A 16,503-nucleotide genomic window follows, 5' to 3' on the forward strand; every position below is an offset into this window, starting at 1 on the left:
CACCCGCCTCAACAGCCTGCGCCGTCGGCCCCGCCGCAGGCAGAACAGAACAGCCTCCGACGACCGAGGCGGTCAGCGCGAACAGCGCCGTCGTACGCAGCATCGTGAAACTCCCATCCGGAACGCGGGCATCGCACGCCTGCATGTCCGGAACCGTGACGGTGCGCGCCAAAGCCTAGGATCGGTTTAACGATCCCGCCGCGCCGGCCGGACATCGGCCGGCATTGCGTCACGACGGTGGCACGGCCACGCTTGCCGTCGCCGCGGCCGCGGAATCCGCGGCCACCGTGGTCCTGAGCAGACGGCCGAGCCCGTCGGCCGTCAGGTCGGTCCGCAGCGGCACCGCGCTCGCGGCACGTCCGAACCGGAAGATCGCGTACTCGGTCGCGGTACCGCCGAAGCCGGGGCGGCAGGTCGGGAGCGCGGGCGCGTGATCGCCGAAGACGCAGAGCGTCGCGGTCTCGGGTCCCAACCGCGCCACCAGATCCTCGACCATCCGCCCGGTGCCGCCGACGTGGTGGAGGTACTGCGCCAGCGGATCGTCGAGGCCGGGCAGGCGGCCGGGCTCCCACGGCCCGTGGTTCTCCATCGTCACCCCGAACAGGAACAGGGGCCTGCGCCGCGCCCCGACCTCGGCGAGCACGCGGGCGCCGAACGCCACGTCGCCGACGTAGGGTCCGACGCGGGGCGCGCCGGCGAAGTCCTCCTCCATGACGAGCCCCTCGAAGCCGAGCGCCGCCATGACCTCTCCCCGCCGGAAGAAGTCGCGGTGGAACGGATGGACGAAGACGGTCTCGTAGCCGTTCCGCCGCGCGCGGCGCGCGAGGCTCTCCGGCTCGCGGCCGCCGGCGGCGAGGTAGGGATCGAAGACGCCGAAACCGAGGGTGTCCGGGCTGCGCCCGGTGAGGACGGCATGCTCCGTCCGCATGGTGTAGGCCCCGTGCGCCGGCACCCGCAGGCGGCCGTACTGCGCGGCGCGCCGATGGATCAGATCCATCAAAGGCAGGCGCGGGCCGCCGAGGCGCTCGGGATCGACGAAGGATTCGAGCTGGATCACGACGACGAGATCGTCGCCCGGCGGCATGGCGGGCGCATCGGACGTTGCGGGCCCTGCGCCGGCGCGTTCGAAGCGCCAGCGCAGGGCATGGGCCATCAGGCAGGCGGGCAGGCCGACGCGGGCGATGTCGGCCTCGAGATCCGGCCGCGGGAAGCGGCGCGCGATCCAGCTGGAAAGGGGCCGGCGCCCCGCGGCGAGGACGACGACGAACAGGCAGAACGGCACCGCCAGAATCGCGGCGAGGCGCTCGGAGGGCACGGCCGGCAGCAGGCTCGGCTCGGTCCGGTACCACAGGGCGACGGCGGCGATCCCGAGCAGCATCGGCCCCGCGACGCGGGGGCTGGTGAGCGGGGGGACGTAGTAGAGCTGCGGGTGGCGCGGCACCTGGGGCAGCAGGGCGAAGTCGCTGAACACCAGCGGCTCGCCGATCACCGCGCGCTTGAGGCGGCTGACGAGGTGCAGGACCGCCACCGTCAGCACGCAGCTCAGCGCCGCGAGCCACGGGCGCCAGGAGAACACGAACCAGAACAGCAGGATCAGCGCGTAGGCGCCGAGCCGGATCGCGAGGTCGGCGGGCCGGCGGCTCGATCGGCCCTGCGCATCGCCGGCACGGACCTCGATCGCGGCGCAGAGGACGAAGGCGACCGCCATCGCGGTGAGGAGGGGCATCGTGCTCGGCTCAACCGCGTCCGGGTTTCCCGACGCCCCGGCGGACGCGCAGCGCGCGGACGATCGGATTCGCGAGGATGTAGCGCGCGCGCATGGCGATCCGGCCCGCGCGGCTGAGCGACAGGGCGGTTCGCGGAGCCGCCTTGCGCGCGGCGGTGAGGCGGTCGAGAAGCTGCTCGGGCGTGCACGGCTTCATCGCCACCGGGTCGAGGTAGCGCGGATAGAGGATCAGGGCGCCCGCGACCAGTTCGTCCAGGGCGAGCCGCCGCCCGCGGGCGGCCCCCGGCGCCAGATCCTCGGTCAGCCCCCAGCCGGCGTAGAACGGGCGCCCGTGCGTCGCCACGCTCAGGCCGCGGATCAGGGCCTCGAAGCCGGCGAGCGAGGTCATGGTCTCGACGTGGTGCACCCGGTCGAGCAGGTCGACGATGCTGAGGCCGGAGACGATCCGGTCGGCGAGCGCGAGCGCCTCGGGCCGTGCGATCGCGCCGGGCCGAAACCCGGCCTCGACGTCGGGATGCGGCTTGTAGAGCAGGAACCCGTCCGGGTGCCGGGCGCGGGCCGCGCGCAGGAGCTCGCGGTTCGAGCGGACGTGCGGCGAGCCGAGGCGCACGGAGGCGTCGTCCTCCACCTGCCCCGGCACCAGGACGATCCGCCTGTCCGCCGGCCAGTCGTCCCCACCTGGAGTGAGGCCGACGTTGTACTTGCTCAGGCGGCGCGCGACGATCGCTTCCCGCAGGGTCCGTGCCCGCGCCACGAGGTCGGCGGCGAAGTCCGTCTCGGCGAGGATGTGCGACAGGCGGCTCCCGCGGCGCGGATCGTAGTAGATGCCGCGATCGTCCACCACGATCGACGCGCCGGGGCGCAGGCTCGCTCCGAGGCCGACGGAGCGCAGGAAGCCGTCCTCGACGCGGGCGAGCGGCAGCCCGGCCTGCCCGCAGGCGGCCTCCAGCGCCTCGGGCGCGCGGGTCGCCCAGGCGAGAACCCGTCCGCCGTGCCGTCGTCCGGCGGAGACCGCGGCCTCGACGGTCATGGTGTGGATGGGCGGTCCCGCCGGTCCGGTCGCGAACGCGTCCAGGGCCGGGCGCTTCCAGCGCGAGACGCCGACGTAGACGACGCGGCGGTCGTTCTCGGCAAAGCGCGCGCGCAGCCACGCGACCCGCTCCGCGCAGGCGTCGCGCCCGATCGGCATCCGGCTCCACGGATCGAAGTGGTGGATGCCGGCCTCCTCGGCGCCGCCGACGGGCTCGTCCGCGAACAGGAGGCGCAGGCTCGAGAACCCCGTGGCTACCGTATCGTAGGGGCTGAGCAGCGGCCCCGGCGCGACCGTCAGGACCGGCCGCCGGGCGAGCCGCAGCATCCGGGCCGGCACGCCGTCGGCGCCCCAGACGACGGCCGCCGCTCCGACGGCGCGGGGTGAACCGAGCGTCCGCCCGGTTGCGGCCTCGATCTCCGCGCGAAGCCGCCGAATCGTCCGTCCGGCCGCGAACAGCGAAGGCGGGAGGGTTGAACGCATCACCGGTTCGATCGAAGGCATGGCTGGAGCGAGGCCCGCGCCCTGGCTCGGGCATTCCTCACGAAACGACCGGCGTGCCGCCTGCGCCCGCGTGGGAGGGGGTCGAACGGACGTTTCATGCGGCGCTCTTAGCCCATCTCGGGGGGCGCAGGCGAATGGTTCCATCCACGAGCCCGGACGCGCCGGACATATCGCCGCCGTGATTGCCACTTAGCTCGTTCGAGGGTGGTCGGAACGCGGCAGCGTTGCGGATCAGCCACGAACCGCGAGATTCATACGGAGCTGGGTCGCTCCGGATTGCCGGTGCCGGGTCTGCGTGCAACGTGGTCCCGGGACTCCGAAACCCTCGTGATCTGCCGTCTGGTGAAGGACAGAGCGCCTCGGAATGCTTCAGCCTCGCCCCGATCCCGTTGATGCGAGCCCGGCCACCTTCCTCTTCCTGCAGGGATTGGCCTCGACCTTCTTCTCCGATCTTGGTCGGGCGCTGGCGGAGCGGGGCCACAACGTCCGGCGCATCAACTTCTGCACCGGCGACTGGCTGTTCTGGCGCGGCTCCTCCGACCAGTACCGCGGCACGCGGGCGGCCTGGGACGCATGGCTTGCCGCCTACCTCGACCGGGAGGGCATCACCGACATCGTCCTGTTCGGCGATTGCCGCCCCTACCACGCCGCGGCCCGCGAGGTCGCCGCCGCCAGGGGCCTGCGCGTCCACGTGTTCGAGGAAGGCTACATCCGGCCGAACTGGATCACGTGTGAGCTCGGCGGCGTGAACGGGCATTCCGCCCTGCCGCGCACCGCCTCTGCGGTCCGGGCGGCGGCGCGCCGGCTGCCGCAGCCCGGCCGGGCGATGCCGTCGTCGGGCGACATGGCGCGGCGCAGTATGTGGGACGTGGGCTACAACCTCGCCAACATCTTCTTTCCCTACTTCTATCCGCGCTACTGCAGCCATCGCCCGACGCACATCGCGATGGAATATGCCGGCTGGATCAAGAAGTTCTCCCGCCGTGGCAGGACCCGGCGCGAGGCCGCCCGCTGCGGCGAGATCTACAAGGCGGTCGGCTGCGACTACTTCCTGCTGCCGCTCCAGCTCGACAGCGACTACCAGATCCGGGTGCACTCCCCCTTCCTCGGGGTCGAAGGCTTCATGGACCGGGTGATCAAGTCCTTCGCCGAGACCTCGCGGGCGCCGACCCGGCTCCTGGTGAAGCTGCATCCCCTCGATGCCGGCCTGATCAACTGGCGCAAGTTCGCCCGCGCCTCCGCCCGCCGCCACGGCGTCAGCGAACGCCTGGACTTCATCGACGGCGGCGAGTTGCCGGGCCTGATCGCGGGTTCGCGCGGCGTCGTGATCGTGAACAGCACGGTCGGCATGCTCTCCATCGAGTTGGGCCGTCCGACCCTCGCGGTCGGCACCGCGATCTACAACATGCCGGGCCTGACCCATCAGGGCGACATCGACAGCTTCTGGACCAGCCCGACCGCGCCGGACATGGACCTGATGGCCGATTTCCGCCGGCTGGTGCTGCACCGGACCCAGGTGAACGGCGGCTACTTCTCGAAGCCCGCGATCGCGCGCGCGGTGGCGTCCTCCGTGCCGCGGATGGAAGCGGCGCTGCCCGACGCGTTCGTCGCCGCGGCGCGGGCGACCCGCGAGGGCGGAGCGGGCGCCGGGCGGCTCGCGGAGGTCTATTGATTCGTCCTGCGGGCGCGGGGTAGCACCCGCTCCATGCCCTGCATCCTGATCACCGGCGCGTCGAGCGGGATCGGCGCGGCGCTGGCCCGCCTCTACGCGGCACCCGACACCCACCTCGTCCTTCACGCCCGCGATGCCCTTCGCCTCGATGCGGTCGCGCAGGCCTGCCGGGTCCGGGGCGCGACGGTCGAGACCGAGCGCCTCGACGTGCGCGACCGGGACGCGATGCGCGCCTGTCTCCAGGCCGCGGACGCGCGGCGCCCCCTGGATCTCGTCGTCGTCAACGCCGCGATCAACGGCGGTCACCCAAGCGGCGACCTCGAGACCGAGGAGACCGCCTTCGAGACGGTGGCGATCAACCTCGACGGGGCGCTCAACGTCGCGCTGCCGTGCCTGACGCTGATGCTCGCCCGCGGCCGCGGACAGATCGCCCTGATGTCCTCGCTGGCGGCCTTCGCGCCGCTGCCGGACGCGCCGGCCTACAGCGGCGCGAAGGCCGCCCTGCTCGCCCACGGGCTGGCGCTCCGGGAGAAGGTCAGGGCCCGCGGCGTCAAGGTCAACGTGGTGCTGCCGGGCTACGTCAGGACGCCGATGGGCGGCGAGTACAAGGGCTGGCGTCCCTTCGAGATGAGCGCGGACCGCGCCGCGATCCACATCGCCGCGGGGCTGGCACGCGATCGCGACATCGTCGCCTTCCCGACGATCCTCGCGATCCTGGCACGGGGGGCCGCCCTGCTGCCGGAGGGCCTTCGCCGCCGCGGCATGCACGGCTTCCGGTTCCAGGTCCGGCAGAGGCTCTGACGATGCGGCCCCGGATCGCCCTGTTCGTCCTGGAGGCGTTGCCGAACGCCCGCACCGTGCGCCGGTTCGTGGCCGACCACGCCGCCGACATTGCCCTCGTCGGCCTCTCCAACGCCGAGCGCCCGGCCACCGGAGGGCTGATCGGGCAGGTTCGAACCCACCTCGCGCGCTCGGGCCGACGGTTCCTGCCGTACCTCGCGGTGAATTTCGGCCTGCCGGACCTGATGCGGCTCATCGCGCCGCTGACGCAATCCCTGTCCGGCACACGCGAGGCCGCCGAGGCGACACCCCTGAGGGCGCTGTGCGGGCGCCTGCAGATCCCGACGCTGGCGGTCGATGCGGTGAACGGCGCGGAGGTGGCGCGCGCGATGGCCGAGCATGCGCCGGACCTGATCATCACCTTCCACTTCGACCAGATCCTGTCGGCGCAGACCCTCGCCCTGGCGCGGCTCGGCGGGCTCAACGTCCATCCCGGCCTGCTGCCGCGCCACCGCGGACCGGTGCCGACGATCCACGCCCTGTCCGACGGACCCGACGCCTTCGGCGTGACGATCCACCGGCTCGCGGTGGCGATCGACACCGGTGCGATCCTCGAACAGGAGGCCGTCGCGCTTGCCCCCGACGTGACCGCGACCCGCGCCTCCGTCCTGCTGCACGAGCACGGGCGGCGCCTGCTCGACAAGGTGCTCGACGCCGTCGCCCGCGACGGCGCGCTGTCCGAGGGCCGGAGCGCGCCGGTTCTGCCCTACTGTCCGTTCCCGGACCGCGCGCTCCTCGACGACCTCCATCGCCGGGGCCTTCGCCTCACGGACGCCCACGACCTGCGCGAGGCCCTGAGCCTGTCCGGACGGGGGACGGCGACCCCGTGAGGCTCCGCGCCGATCGCGTCCGGACCGGACGACCGGCACGGGCCGCACCCGCAGGGACCGCGGATGGTTGCCTCGATGCCGGCGGACCGCCGAACCGCTGCGGTCCGATGGGCGTGCAGCCTTCGGCCGAGGGCGCCGCTCACCGGCGAGGTCGTGTCAGTCCGGGATGCGTCGGCCCGGCGCGCGCCTGTAGGCCGCGCGGGCCGCGACGACGGCACCTCCGAACTGCACGAACCCGTTCTCCGCGAGATCCTGCGGGGCGACGTGCCCCTGGATCAGCAGCCGGGTCAGCGCATTGAGCGCGACGAGGGTGATGCAGAACGCGGCGGCGGCCAGCAGCGCAGCGACGAAATCGGGCATGACGGCGCATCCCATCCTCGGACGGGCGAAGCTCAGCAAGAAGCACGCCGGGCCGTCGCCATCGCCCGTCGCGGAACCCGCCATCATCCAGCGGACGCAGGCGGCCCGTCACGTCAAGGCAAACCGGAGACGCGGCCCTCGGAAGCGGGCGTGCGCCGTCAGCGCCGCGCGGCGGGCCGGGGCACGGACTTGGCGGCCTGTGGGGCCGCACTTGCACGGGGCACCTCGACGACGAGGCGCTTGACCGGCCAGCCGTCGCCCCAGCGTTCCATGTCGCTGAAGCGCGGGTTGGCCTTCAGGGCCGTCGCGTCGGCGCCGGAGAAGGCGGCCGCGGCGGCGAGATCGAAGGTCTTCCAGAAGGCGAGGTAGTCGAGCGTGTCGGCGCGGGCGTTGTTGATCTGCGCGACGAGCGTCTGTTGCTCACCGGTGAGCGACATGTCGGCCGACCACTTGAACGGGGCGGTCTTGGCGTCCTTCGGCTCGGGGGGAAGCTTGATCGCGCCGCCGTCGAACCCGGCGTCCAGGCCGGCCGGCGCGGTGAGCGTCGCGGTGAGCGCCGGGAAGCCGTGATCGTCCGACAGGGTGCGCAGGAACAGCTTGCGCTCGCTCGGAATGCTGCTCGCCGCGTGCAGGAGGCGACGCGCCGCCGCGTCGGCCGCGCGCGCATCGCGGTCGCCGATCATGGTGATGAGCAGTGTCCGGGGGGCGATCGTCCCGAGGTCACCGAGGAGGATGCCCCGTGCCTTGGGCCCGCTGGCGATGCCGCCGGGCATCACGCCGAAGATCAACTTCGGCACCGGCAGGCCCCGCGCGTCGGCGTCAGCGGCGATGTTCATGGCGATTGGCACGCCGGCGAGGTGCCCGATCAGGGCGACCCGGGCCGGATCGGGTTTCGCTTCCGCATCGGACGCGAGGGCGTCGAGGGCTGCCCGCAGCAGCGTCTCCGCGTTGGCCACGGCATCCGCCGGGCGCGTCCGGTTCACGTCCTGGAAGCGCGGGAACAGCACGAGGTAGCCCGCGCGCGCGAGGTGGTCAATCCAGGCGCCGTAGCTCTGCGGGTTGGCCGCACCCCATCCGTGCAGGAACACGGCGACCGGCCGTCCCGCGGCCGGAGCGGCGGCGGCCACGTGGAAGACGAAGGTGGAGGCGGATGCGCGGCCGACGGCGCGCTTGGCGATCACGAGCTTGCGGTCGCCGACGCCGCCCGGCCCCTCGTTCGGCTGCGACGGCGGTACGGCGGCAGCCGCCGGCAACGGTGCCGTGAGGAGGCTGAGCAAGCCGGCAGCGAGGACACGGCTGAGGGCGTTGAGACGCATGGACGGCTCGATTGCTTTGAAGGTTCTCACGATACGGCCGCAGTCCGAGCAGGACGCGAGGACGCAACGGACTCGTGAGACGCTCCTGCGGACCTGCGACCCTGGGGGTTCATAGCAGATCCCCGTGCCGTGGCGATGCTTCGACGCAGCGGCAAGCGAGCGAGACCACCAAGGCGGGTCCGCTCACGCGCTCCGATCAGACTTGACGCAGCGCTCGTCCAGTTGCCGCGCGAGGATGAGCAGCCGGTCCGGCATCGGCGGCGACATCGACGCGTATGCATCGCGAAGTCCGTAGCCGAGCACGTCGAGGGTGGTCGTTTCGTAGCCGAGCGCGAGTCCAGAGCGACGACAGGTCTCTGCGTGGTTGAGGGCGACGATCTTCATGATGAACTCAGTGCGCGCGGCGCAGCATTTCATGGGAGAGTACTATTAACGCGGGGCGCGGCTCATGTATCCATGCCGCGCGGGACGAGTTTCCCGCCCGGACCGATGACGGCCGGTCCCGTGGCCGGTCCGGACGGCCGACCGGCCGCCTGTTCAACCCAGGCCAGGATGTCCTCGGCCCGCCACGGCTTCGGGATGAAGGTGGCCGACACGCGGAGATCACTCGGCTGGTCGCCGGCATCGCCGGAGGTGAGCAGAACACGGACCCGCGGCCAAGTGACGCCGATGATCCGGGCGAGCTCGAAGCCCCCGATCGGACCGGGCGTCCGCACGTCGGAGAAGACGACGCTGACCTCGTCGCCGCGCGCGTTCAGGATGGCGAGCGCGCGCTCGGCGGTCTCGGCCTCGATGACGGTGAAGCCGGTCTCCTCCAGCAGGGTGGCGGCAAGGAAGCGCTCGTCGGGCTGATCCTCGACGACGAGGATGACCGGCTTCGATCCGGGCGGATGCGTGTCGCTCATGGCCGGGACACTCTACGTGGGCCGAACGAAGGGCCCATCCGATCGGTTGCTCATTGCGCGCCGCGACGCGACCCGTAGCGACACCGTGCACGCACGGGCCGCCACCGGTCATCGTGACACAAACCGACCGGCCGGGCCGTGTCCGATAAGGCACAGCCCCGCGCCATCGATCGCCCGCCCGGAAATCCTCGACGTTCGACGGCAGGCCGTTGCAGCACACCGCTCGACCGGGCGCTCCCGCCACGCGCCGGCCGCGGCAGCGCCTATCCGACGCCGTTGGCTTTGAGGAAGGCCAGGGCCCGGCGCCAGCCATCCTCCGCGGCTTCCCTGCGATAGCTCGGCCTGTAATCGGCGTGGAACCCGTGCGGCGCGTCCGGATAGACCACGAGCTCGACCTGCTTGCCGGCCGCCCGCGCCTTGTCGCGCGCGGCCTCGGCCGAGGCGACCGGGATGCCGGTGTCGGCGCCTCCGTAGAGGCCGAGGAGCGGTGCGTGGATCTCGCCCGCGAGATCATTCGCGCTGCGCGGCTGGATGTCCGTCGGCTCGCCGCCGAGGGGGCCGTACCACGCCACGGCCGCCTTCAGGTCGCGCCGGTGCGCCGCGTAGAGCCAGACGCCGCGGCCGCCGCGGCACCAGCCCATCACCCCGAGTCGGGCCGGATCGCCCTTCGCCGCGGTGGACGCCCAGGCGACGGTAGCATCGAGGTCGCCGATCCACTGGGCATCCGGCGTCTTCGCGATCACGTCGCGGATGATCACCTTGACGTCGGTCATCTGCGAGAGGTCGCCCTGCCGGGCGTAGAGTTCCGGCGCGACGGCGCAGTAGCCGGCCTTGGCCAGCCGCCGGCACACGTCCTTGATGTATTCATGGACGCCGAAGATCTCCTCGATCACCAGGACCAGCGGGAACGGCCCGGCGCCCTCGGGCACGGCGCGGTAGCCCGGCATCGGCCCGTCGGCGGCCGGGATCTTCACCTCGCCGGCCTCGATCCCGGCGGAATCGGTGTGGATCACCTGCGCCTCGACCGGCGTCACCGCCAGGGTCATCCCGCTGATCAGGCTGGTCATGACGAAGCCGCGGCGCGACAGCGGCGGAGTGATCAGCCCGTCGAGGCCTGCGGTTCCGATGTCGTTCGTCATGGTGCTCTCCGTCGCGTCCGCCCGCGTCCTTCGCGCAAGGGCATCATGCCGGCCGGGCAGGGTCAATCCGCCCGGCCCGCGACGGCTCGCCCACTCAGGCCCTTGCCGAAACCTGTGCGGCGCGGCGCGGAGCCGGTGACGCGGCGCCGGCGGGCGCCCGTGTCCGAAGAAGATCGCCGAGCACCACGAAGCCCTCCGCCGCGTCGCCCGACCCCGCACGGATCCCGAAGCCGAGGGCGAAGGACCGTCCGAGCCCAGCATCGCGCTCGAGGCCGAACCGGTCGAGCGCCGCCAGGAACGCCTCGCGGAACAGGCTCGGCCTGCACCAGCGCTTCTCCGCCATCTGGAGCGGCCAGTCCCACAGGTCCTCGCCCCGACGGGCCGCCAGCGACGGGGCTGCGATGAAGTACCCGGTGGCGCGGTGCTCCAGACCGTCGTCCGACAGGAACCAGTCGTCGTTGCGGAACGGGACCGTGTCGCTGGTGCAGGCCTCGACCATCTGGATTCCTCCGGTCCCTGCGGTGCGACCGGGCCGTCGTGCGCCCGCTCCGCATGGAACATAAAAGGAACACTGATCCGGAACGGAACGTGCGTCAAGCCTCACGTTCTTGGTGCGTTCACGGATCGTCCGTCAGCGGGCCTTGAACAGGGCGTTCTCGACCGTGTCGCCGACGCGCAGGCCGAGCTTCGCCGCGGTGCCGGCATTGAGTTCCAGCACCGACAGCACCGGTTCCGGCGACTGGATGATCGCGGTCGACAGCGGCTCGGTGTCGGCGGCAATGTAGGCGACCGTGCCGTCGGCGCGGATGAACACCATGTCGAGGGGCAGGTAGGTGTTCTTCATCCACATCGCGACCGGCGCGGAGCGCTCGAAGTCGAACAGCATCCCGTGGTTCGGCGCCATGCTGCGCCGGAACATCAGGCCGCGGGAGCGCTCGGCATCGTCGCGCATCACCTCGACGTCGAAGCGGTGGACGCCGTCCCTGGAGCGGATACCGAGCGGCTCAGTCTTCGCTGCATCCTGCGCGAAGGCCGGCGCGCGGGGGAGCAGGATCGCCGATCCTGCGAGGAGGCCGAGGGCGAGGCAGGCGGACGCGAGCGTGGTTCTGACGCGGTACAAGGTGCTCACCATCAATGGGAGGACGGAACGGCTCCGTCCGGCAGCCGGACCTCGGCGGCCATGACGCCCTTGGAGCCGTCCCCGTATCGCACGAGCACGGTCTCGCCGGGCTTCAGTTCCGCGATCCCGTAGCGGCGCAGGGTCTCCATGTGGACGAAGATATCCGGCGTGCCGTCGCCCCGGGTCAGGAAGCCGAAGCCGCGCAGGCGGTTGAACCACTTCACCACTGCGGTCTCCAGCCCGCTCGTCGGCGTGACGCTGACGTGGGTCCGCGGCAGCGGCAGCTCGGACGGGTGCGTTGCCGAGGACTGATCGAGGGAGAGAACGCGGAACGCCTGCCAGCCGCGGACGCGCTCGGTGGCCTCCACCACGATGCGGGCGCCCTCGCTGGCGTTCTGGTGCCCGTCGCGGCGCAGGCAGGTGACGTGGAGCAGCACGTCGGGCATGCCGTCGTCGGGGACGATGAAGCCGAAGCCCTTCGCGACGTCGAACCACTTGATGCGGCCGGACACTTCGACGAGATCCAGCGGCTCCTCGATTTCGCCCGGCCGCGCGGCGCCGTCCGTCGCCCGTGAGCCCGTCGACTCTGATCCGAACCCGTCAGACATGTCGCAAGCAACCTACACCGAATCGCACCACGCGCTTCGGCTTCAAGATTAACGAAGTCCTGCTGCGACGAAAGCCTCTTTGCCCGGCAGCCGGAGGCCGCGATGATGCAATTGTCGACGCAGGGGCCGCCCGGCAACAGCGGCCCCAGGCGAGACTGACGGCGCCCGCCCGAGACAGGTCGGCGCCGGAACGCGGGGTCCTGGATGCACCCGATGCTTCCGAGCCTTGATGTCGTGCTCCGCTTCGAGGTCTCACATGTTCGTGATCGCACCGCGCGACGAAAGCCGGGATCGCGCGCTCCCGCGCGGCGCGGAGCAAGGGATGCTTCGCGCGGCGGCGGAATGATGCTTAGGGCGCGCTCATGTCAGCCGAAGCCTTCTCCGCCGCGCCGCCTAGCCGGGACCGGCGCCTGCCCGCGATCGATGCCGCGCGCGCCGCCGCACTGGCGGCGATGGCGGCTTACCACGCGACCTGGGATCTCGGATACCTGCGCCTTACGCCGGAGAACGCGGCCCTGTCCCCGGCGGGGCGGGCGTGCGCGCACCTGATCGCCGGATCGTTCCTGCTGCTTGTCGGGGTCGGCTTGGTCTTGATGAACGGCCGCGGCGTCCGGCCGCAGCCGACGCTGAGGCGGTTCCTGCGAATCGCGGGCGCCGCGGGGCTGATCACGGTCGCGACCGTGCTCGCGTTTCCCGACAGCTACATCTTCTTCGGCATCCTGCACTGCATCGCGGTGTCGAGCGTGCTGGCGCTGCCGTTCCTGTTCCTTCCCGCCGCCGTCACGGGACTTGCCGCCGCCCTGGTCGTGGCGCTGCCGCACCTCGTCGCGCATCCGTTCCTCGACGCGCCGGGCCTGTTCTTCCTCGGCCTGGGCCGGGAGGTACCGCGGACGAACGATTACGTCCCGCTGTTTCCGTGGTTCGGACTCGTCCTGCTCGGGGTGGCGCTCGGCCGGATCGGCCTGCCGTGGTTCATGCGCTCCCGGCTCGGGGCGTGGCGACCGCGGCGTTGGCCTGCGCGGACGGCGACGTTCGCCGGCCGCCACAGCCTCGCGATCTACCTCGTGCATCAGCCGGTGCTGCTCGCCCTGCTGACGGGGGTCGCGACGCTGACCGGCCCGCATCCCCGCGCGGGGCTGGAAACGTTCCGGGCGGATTACGCCGCCACCTGCGCGCGCACCGGCGGGGAGGCCGGTGCGTGCCGCATCGCCGCGCGCTGCACCGCGGACGCGCTGCGCCGGGCCGGCCTCTGGTCGGTGGAGGGACGCGGCTTCACCACCCCGGAGCGGGTGCAGGCGCAAGGCCTGTCGCAGCGCTGCTACGAGGCGTCCGAGGGAACGGCGCCGCCGCCTTGACGGCTTTCGCGCCGGTGGCCGTCACGACGAGCGCCGAACGGCAGAAACCGTCCAAGAACCCGAGCGGCCAAATCCCGATGAACCGGGAAGGTTCAGTCCTTGGCGCGCTCGACGTAGGCGCCGTCGGCCGTCATGACGACGATGCGGGTGCCGGCGGCGATGTGCGGCGGCACGGTGGTGCGGACGCCGTTCGAGAGGGTGGCCGGCTTGTAGGAGGACGAGGCGGTCTGGCCTTTCATCGCCGGCTCGGTCTCGGCGACCTCCAGGACCACGCGCTGCGGCAGCTCGATCGTCAGCGCCACGTTGTTGTACTGCGAGATCATCACGGCCATGCCCTCCTGCAGGTAGGGGGCGGCGTCGCCGACGACGTCGGGCGGCACGGCGATCTGGTCGTAGCTCTCGGGGTTCATGAAGTGGAACCCCTCGCCGTCGCGGTAGAGGAAGGTGTGCTCCTTGTCCTCGACGAAGGCGCGCTCGACCTGCTCGGTGGTGCGGTAGCGCTCGGACACCTTCACGCCGTCGGTGATGCGGCGCATGTCGAGCTGGGTCACGGGGGTGCCCTTGCCGGGATGGATGTTCTCCGCGAACAGGATCACGTAGAGCTTGCCGTCCTTCTCGACGACGTTGCCCTTGCGGAGCGTTGAGGCGATCACCTTCACGGGGCAGGTCCTGCGTTGACAAGGCGGGGTGCGCGCGCCTAGCGCGGTGCCCCGCGGGAGCGGCATGTCCCGCGGGCGCGACGATGGCCCGGCACTATCCTATCCGCGGGCCGGTTGCCAGCCGCCGGGGTGCAGCGTGTTCGAAGCCGGCGAGATCCCAGTCCTCCAGTCGGTTTCCGCACGGTGACGCTTCCCCCCTCCCCCTGGTGGGAGCCCGGGCGCCACGCCGATCGGCGCCCGCGCCTGATGCTGCGCAACCGGATCGCCGGGCGGCTGCGCGCGCACCTCGACGCGCGGGGCTTCGTCGAGGTCGAGGCGGCGTGCCTCCAGGTCTCGCCCGGCAACGAGGCGCACCTCTGCGCCTTCGCCACCGAAGCAGTCGCCGCAGACGGCACCCGCGCACCCCTTTACCTGCACACCTCGCCGGAATTCGCGTGCAAGAAGCTCCTGGCCGCGGGCGAGACGCGGCTGTTCAGCCTCGCGCGGGTGTTCCGCAACCGCGAGCGCGGCCCCCTGCACCACCCCGAATTCACGATGCTGGAATGGTACCGGGCGGGGGAGCCCTACGACGCGCTGATGCGTGATTGCGCCGACATCCTGCGGATCGCGGCCGAGGCGGCCGGCGTCGCCCGGCTGGTCCATCGCGGACGCGGCTGCGACCCGTTCGCGGCGTTCGAGCGGCTGACGCTCGCCGAGGCCGTCACCCGGCATGCCAACATCGATCTGCTCGCTACCGTGGCGCCGGACGGGGCGACCGACCGCGACGGGCTCGCCGCCTCTGTCCGCCGGGCGGGGCTCCGGGTCGCGCCGGACGACACCTGGGCGGACCTGTTCAGCCGCGTGCTGGTCGCCCGGATCGAGCCGCATCTCGGGCTGGGGCGCCCGACGATCCTGTGCGACTACCCGGTGAGCGAGGCGGCTCTCGCCCGGCCGAGCGCGGCCGACCCGCGCGTCGCGGAGCGGTTCGAGCTCTACGCCTGCGGGGTCGAGCTCGCCAACGCCTTCGGCGAACTCACCGATCCGGGCGAGCAGCGCCGCCGCTTCGAGGCGGCGATGGCGGAGAAGCAGCGCGTCTACGGCGAGGCCTACCCCATCGACGAGGATTTTCTGGACGCGCTCGCGGTGATGCCCGACGCCTCGGGCTGCGCGCTGGGCTTCGACCGGCTGGTGATGCTGGCCTGCGGGGCGCCCCACATCGAGGACGTGATCTGGACCCCGCTCACTGGGGGCGCACGGTGAACCGGCCCCTGCGCAGCCCGGACGACCTCGCCGCCGCCGGCCTCGTCGCGTCCGCCGACCTGCCCGCGCTCCGGGCGGTCGCGGCGCGCTACGCCGTCTCGCTCACCCCCGACATGGCCGAGCTGATCGACCGTTCCGACCCCGACGATCCGATCGCGCGCCAGTTCGTGCCGCAGGCCGAGGAGATCGTCACGGACCCTGAGGAGCGCGCCGACCCGATCGGCGACGCGGTCCACGAGAGGATGCCCGGCCTCGTCCACCGCTATCCCGACCGGGTGCTGCTGAAGCCGCTGCACGTCTGCCCGGTCTACTGCCGGTTCTGCTTCCGCCGCGAGGTGGTCGGCCCCAACGGCGCCGGCGCGCTGACCGAGGCGGAACTCGACGCGGCGCTCGCCTACATCGCCGCCGACCCGGGCATCTGGGAGGTGGTGCTGACCGGCGGCGACCCCTTCGCCCTCTCCGCGCGGCGCCTCGGCGCCATCGCGCGGCGGCTCGGCACGATCCCGCACGTGCGGGTGCTGCGCATCCACACCCGCGTGCCCGTCGTGAGCCCCGACCTCGTCACCGACGCGCTGGTCGCGGCCCTGAAGCGGTTCGAGGGCGCGGTGTTCGTGGCGCTGCACGCCAACCACGCCCGCGAGTTCACGCCGGCCGCACGCGCCGCCTGCGCCCGGCTCGTTGATGCCGGCATCCCGATGGTGAGCCAGACGGTGCTGCTGCGCGGCGTCAACGACGACGCGCCGACCCTGGAATCCCTGATGCGGGTCTTCGTCGAGAACCGGATCAAGCCGTACTACCTGCACCACGGTGACCTCGCCCCCGGCACCGGGCACCTGCGCACCGGGCTTGCCGAGGGGCAAGCCCTGATGCGGCGCTTGCGCGGACGCCTCTCCGGACTCGCCCAGCCGACCTACGTCCTCGACATCCCAGGCGGCCACGGCAAGGTGCCGGTCGGGCCGGGCTACCTCGCCGACGGGCCGGAGGGCGCGCGCGTGACCGATCCGAACGGCGGCGTGCATCGATACCCGCCGGATGGAACCGAGTAGGAGGACGCCGGGATGCGCAGGCTCTGGGGGCGGGCGAACTCCGTCACCCTGCAGAAGGCCCCGCGGGGCCTCGCCTATGCGCGGATCGAGGCGGGCGGCGCGCGCGGCGTCGTGTCGGACGCAGCCCACACCGTCCGGCGGCGGCGCGCATGTT

The 16,503-nt window shown here is 72.2% G+C and carries 17 protein-coding genes; 6 read left to right on the top strand and 11 right to left on the bottom strand.

From position 1 onward, the window contains the following. Positions 1 to 229: 229 nt before the first annotated feature. Together ACFE8Y_RS11330 and ACFE8Y_RS11335 are read right to left on the bottom strand one after the other, a co-directional pair. A complete protein-coding gene (locus tag ACFE8Y_RS11330) occupies positions 230 to 1,726 on the bottom strand; it encodes an LTA synthase family protein (RefSeq protein ID WP_375464486.1) in 1,497 nt (498 codons plus the stop codon). Between the two features lie 10 nt (positions 1,727 to 1,736). Further along, a complete protein-coding gene (locus ACFE8Y_RS11335; protein ID WP_375464487.1) occupies positions 1,737 to 3,239 on the bottom strand; it encodes a capsular biosynthesis protein in 1,503 nt (500 codons plus the stop codon). A gap of 385 nt (positions 3,240 to 3,624) precedes the next feature. Between ACFE8Y_RS11335 and ACFE8Y_RS11340 the strand changes: the two genes are divergently transcribed. Genes ACFE8Y_RS11340 through ACFE8Y_RS11350 form a run of 3 tightly spaced genes read left to right on the top strand, consistent with a single transcriptional unit; the run spans position 3,625 to position 6,602 of the window. Next, positions 3,625 to 4,932 carry a capsule biosynthesis protein gene (locus ACFE8Y_RS11340; RefSeq protein WP_375464488.1) on the top strand — a complete coding sequence of 436 codons (1,308 nt, stop codon included), beginning with the start codon at positions 3,625 to 3,627 and terminating at the stop codon, positions 4,930 to 4,932. Between the two features lie 33 nt (positions 4,933 to 4,965). Next, the gene (locus ACFE8Y_RS11345) at positions 4,966 to 5,733 is read left to right on the top strand and encodes an SDR family NAD(P)-dependent oxidoreductase (RefSeq protein WP_375464489.1); all 768 of its coding nucleotides are present in this window, start codon (positions 4,966 to 4,968) and stop codon (positions 5,731 to 5,733) included. A gap of 2 nt (positions 5,734 to 5,735) precedes the next feature. After that, on the top strand, positions 5,736 to 6,602 hold the full coding sequence (locus ACFE8Y_RS11350) for a formyltransferase family protein (protein ID WP_375464490.1): 867 nt from the start codon (positions 5,736 to 5,738) through the stop codon (positions 6,600 to 6,602). Positions 6,603 to 6,758: 156 nt separating this feature from the next. Here the strand turns inward: ACFE8Y_RS11350 and ACFE8Y_RS11355 are convergent, their stop codons facing one another. From ACFE8Y_RS11355 to ACFE8Y_RS11390, 8 genes are all read right to left on the bottom strand, one after another. Next, positions 6,759 to 6,962 carry a hypothetical protein gene (locus tag ACFE8Y_RS11355; RefSeq protein ID WP_375464491.1) on the bottom strand — a complete coding sequence of 68 codons (204 nt, stop codon included), beginning with the start codon at positions 6,960 to 6,962 and terminating at the stop codon, positions 6,759 to 6,761. A gap of 158 nt (positions 6,963 to 7,120) precedes the next feature. After that, a complete protein-coding gene (locus tag ACFE8Y_RS11360; protein WP_375464492.1) occupies positions 7,121 to 8,278 on the bottom strand; it encodes an alpha/beta hydrolase in 1,158 nt (385 codons plus the stop codon). A gap of 183 nt (positions 8,279 to 8,461) precedes the next feature. Continuing rightward, positions 8,462 to 8,662 (bottom strand): hypothetical protein, encoded by a 201-nt coding sequence (locus ACFE8Y_RS11365; RefSeq protein ID WP_375464493.1) that lies wholly within the window; start codon positions 8,660 to 8,662, stop codon positions 8,462 to 8,464. A 62-nt stretch (positions 8,663 to 8,724) separates the two neighbouring features. Then, positions 8,725 to 9,183: a response regulator gene (locus ACFE8Y_RS11370; RefSeq protein ID WP_375464494.1), complete on the bottom strand. Its 459-nt coding sequence runs from the start codon at positions 9,181 to 9,183 to the stop codon at positions 8,725 to 8,727. 263 nt (positions 9,184 to 9,446) lie between these two features. Beyond that, positions 9,447 to 10,322 carry a dienelactone hydrolase family protein gene (locus ACFE8Y_RS11375; protein WP_375464495.1) on the bottom strand — a complete coding sequence of 292 codons (876 nt, stop codon included), beginning with the start codon at positions 10,320 to 10,322 and terminating at the stop codon, positions 9,447 to 9,449. Positions 10,323 to 10,416: 94 nt separating this feature from the next. Further along, positions 10,417 to 10,821 carry a hypothetical protein gene (locus ACFE8Y_RS11380; protein WP_375464496.1) on the bottom strand — a complete coding sequence of 135 codons (405 nt, stop codon included), beginning with the start codon at positions 10,819 to 10,821 and terminating at the stop codon, positions 10,417 to 10,419. Between the two features lie 132 nt (positions 10,822 to 10,953). Then, entirely contained in the window at positions 10,954 to 11,454 is a 501-nt protein-coding gene (locus tag ACFE8Y_RS11385) for a DUF192 domain-containing protein (protein WP_375464497.1), read from the bottom strand. Continuing rightward, positions 11,454 to 12,050 (bottom strand): cold-shock protein, encoded by a 597-nt coding sequence (locus ACFE8Y_RS11390; RefSeq protein ID WP_375464498.1) that lies wholly within the window; start codon positions 12,048 to 12,050, stop codon positions 11,454 to 11,456. The genes ACFE8Y_RS11385 and ACFE8Y_RS11390 overlap by 1 nt, the downstream gene beginning before the upstream one ends. 362 nt (positions 12,051 to 12,412) lie before the next feature. On the opposite strand from ACFE8Y_RS11390, the gene ACFE8Y_RS11395 reads away from it, so the two are divergent. Then, on the top strand, positions 12,413 to 13,405 hold the full coding sequence (locus ACFE8Y_RS11395) for a DUF1624 domain-containing protein (protein WP_375464499.1): 993 nt from the start codon (positions 12,413 to 12,415) through the stop codon (positions 13,403 to 13,405). 92 nt (positions 13,406 to 13,497) lie between these two features. On the opposite strand, the gene efp is transcribed toward ACFE8Y_RS11395, so the two are convergent. Next, positions 13,498 to 14,064, bottom strand: coding sequence for an elongation factor P (gene efp / locus ACFE8Y_RS11400; protein ID WP_375464500.1), 567 nt, complete (start codon positions 14,062 to 14,064; stop codon positions 13,498 to 13,500). 183 nt (positions 14,065 to 14,247) lie between these two features. Here efp and epmA point away from each other — a divergent pair, with 183 nt between their 5' ends. After that, positions 14,248 to 15,303, top strand: coding sequence for an EF-P lysine aminoacylase EpmA (gene epmA / locus ACFE8Y_RS11405; RefSeq protein ID WP_375464501.1), 1,056 nt, complete (start codon positions 14,248 to 14,250; stop codon positions 15,301 to 15,303). Next, the gene (locus ACFE8Y_RS11410; RefSeq protein WP_375464502.1) at positions 15,300 to 16,349 is read left to right on the top strand and encodes a lysine-2,3-aminomutase-like protein; all 1,050 of its coding nucleotides are present in this window, start codon (positions 15,300 to 15,302) and stop codon (positions 16,347 to 16,349) included. The genes epmA and ACFE8Y_RS11410 overlap by 4 nt, the downstream gene beginning before the upstream one ends. Positions 16,350 to 16,503 lie beyond the last annotated feature (154 nt).

Origin of the sequence: uncultured Methylobacterium sp. (genome assembly GCF_964242245.1) — a bacterium.
Lineage (GTDB): Bacteria > Pseudomonadota > Alphaproteobacteria > Rhizobiales > Beijerinckiaceae > Methylobacterium.

What these genes read in the sequence shown, in the direction of transcription:
- ACFE8Y_RS11330 (WP_375464486.1), bottom strand. Translation starts at nt 1,726, where the DNA reads ATGCCCCTCCTCACCGCGATGGCGGTCGCCTTCGTCCTCTGCGCCGCG.
- ACFE8Y_RS11335 (WP_375464487.1), bottom strand. Translation starts at nt 3,239, where the DNA reads ATGCGTTCAACCCTCCCGCCTTCGCTGTTCGCGGCCGGACGGACGATT.
- ACFE8Y_RS11340 (WP_375464488.1), top strand. Translation starts at nt 3,625, where the DNA reads ATGCTTCAGCCTCGCCCCGATCCCGTTGATGCGAGCCCGGCCACCTTC.
- ACFE8Y_RS11345 (WP_375464489.1), top strand. Translation starts at nt 4,966, where the DNA reads ATGCCCTGCATCCTGATCACCGGCGCGTCGAGCGGGATCGGCGCGGCG.
- ACFE8Y_RS11350 (WP_375464490.1), top strand. Translation starts at nt 5,736, where the DNA reads ATGCGGCCCCGGATCGCCCTGTTCGTCCTGGAGGCGTTGCCGAACGCC.
- ACFE8Y_RS11355 (WP_375464491.1), bottom strand. Translation starts at nt 6,962, where the DNA reads ATGCCCGATTTCGTCGCTGCGCTGCTGGCCGCCGCCGCGTTCTGCATC.
- ACFE8Y_RS11360 (WP_375464492.1), bottom strand. Translation starts at nt 8,278, where the DNA reads ATGCGTCTCAACGCCCTCAGCCGTGTCCTCGCTGCCGGCTTGCTCAGC.
- ACFE8Y_RS11365 (WP_375464493.1), bottom strand. Translation starts at nt 8,662, where the DNA reads ATGAAGATCGTCGCCCTCAACCACGCAGAGACCTGTCGTCGCTCTGGA.
- ACFE8Y_RS11370 (WP_375464494.1), bottom strand. Translation starts at nt 9,183, where the DNA reads ATGAGCGACACGCATCCGCCCGGATCGAAGCCGGTCATCCTCGTCGTC.
- ACFE8Y_RS11375 (WP_375464495.1), bottom strand. Translation starts at nt 10,322, where the DNA reads ATGACGAACGACATCGGAACCGCAGGCCTCGACGGGCTGATCACTCCG.
- ACFE8Y_RS11380 (WP_375464496.1), bottom strand. Translation starts at nt 10,821, where the DNA reads ATGGTCGAGGCCTGCACCAGCGACACGGTCCCGTTCCGCAACGACGAC.
- ACFE8Y_RS11385 (WP_375464497.1), bottom strand. Translation starts at nt 11,454, where the DNA reads ATGGTGAGCACCTTGTACCGCGTCAGAACCACGCTCGCGTCCGCCTGC.
- ACFE8Y_RS11390 (WP_375464498.1), bottom strand. Translation starts at nt 12,050, where the DNA reads ATGTCTGACGGGTTCGGATCAGAGTCGACGGGCTCACGGGCGACGGAC.
- ACFE8Y_RS11395 (WP_375464499.1), top strand. Translation starts at nt 12,413, where the DNA reads ATGTCAGCCGAAGCCTTCTCCGCCGCGCCGCCTAGCCGGGACCGGCGC.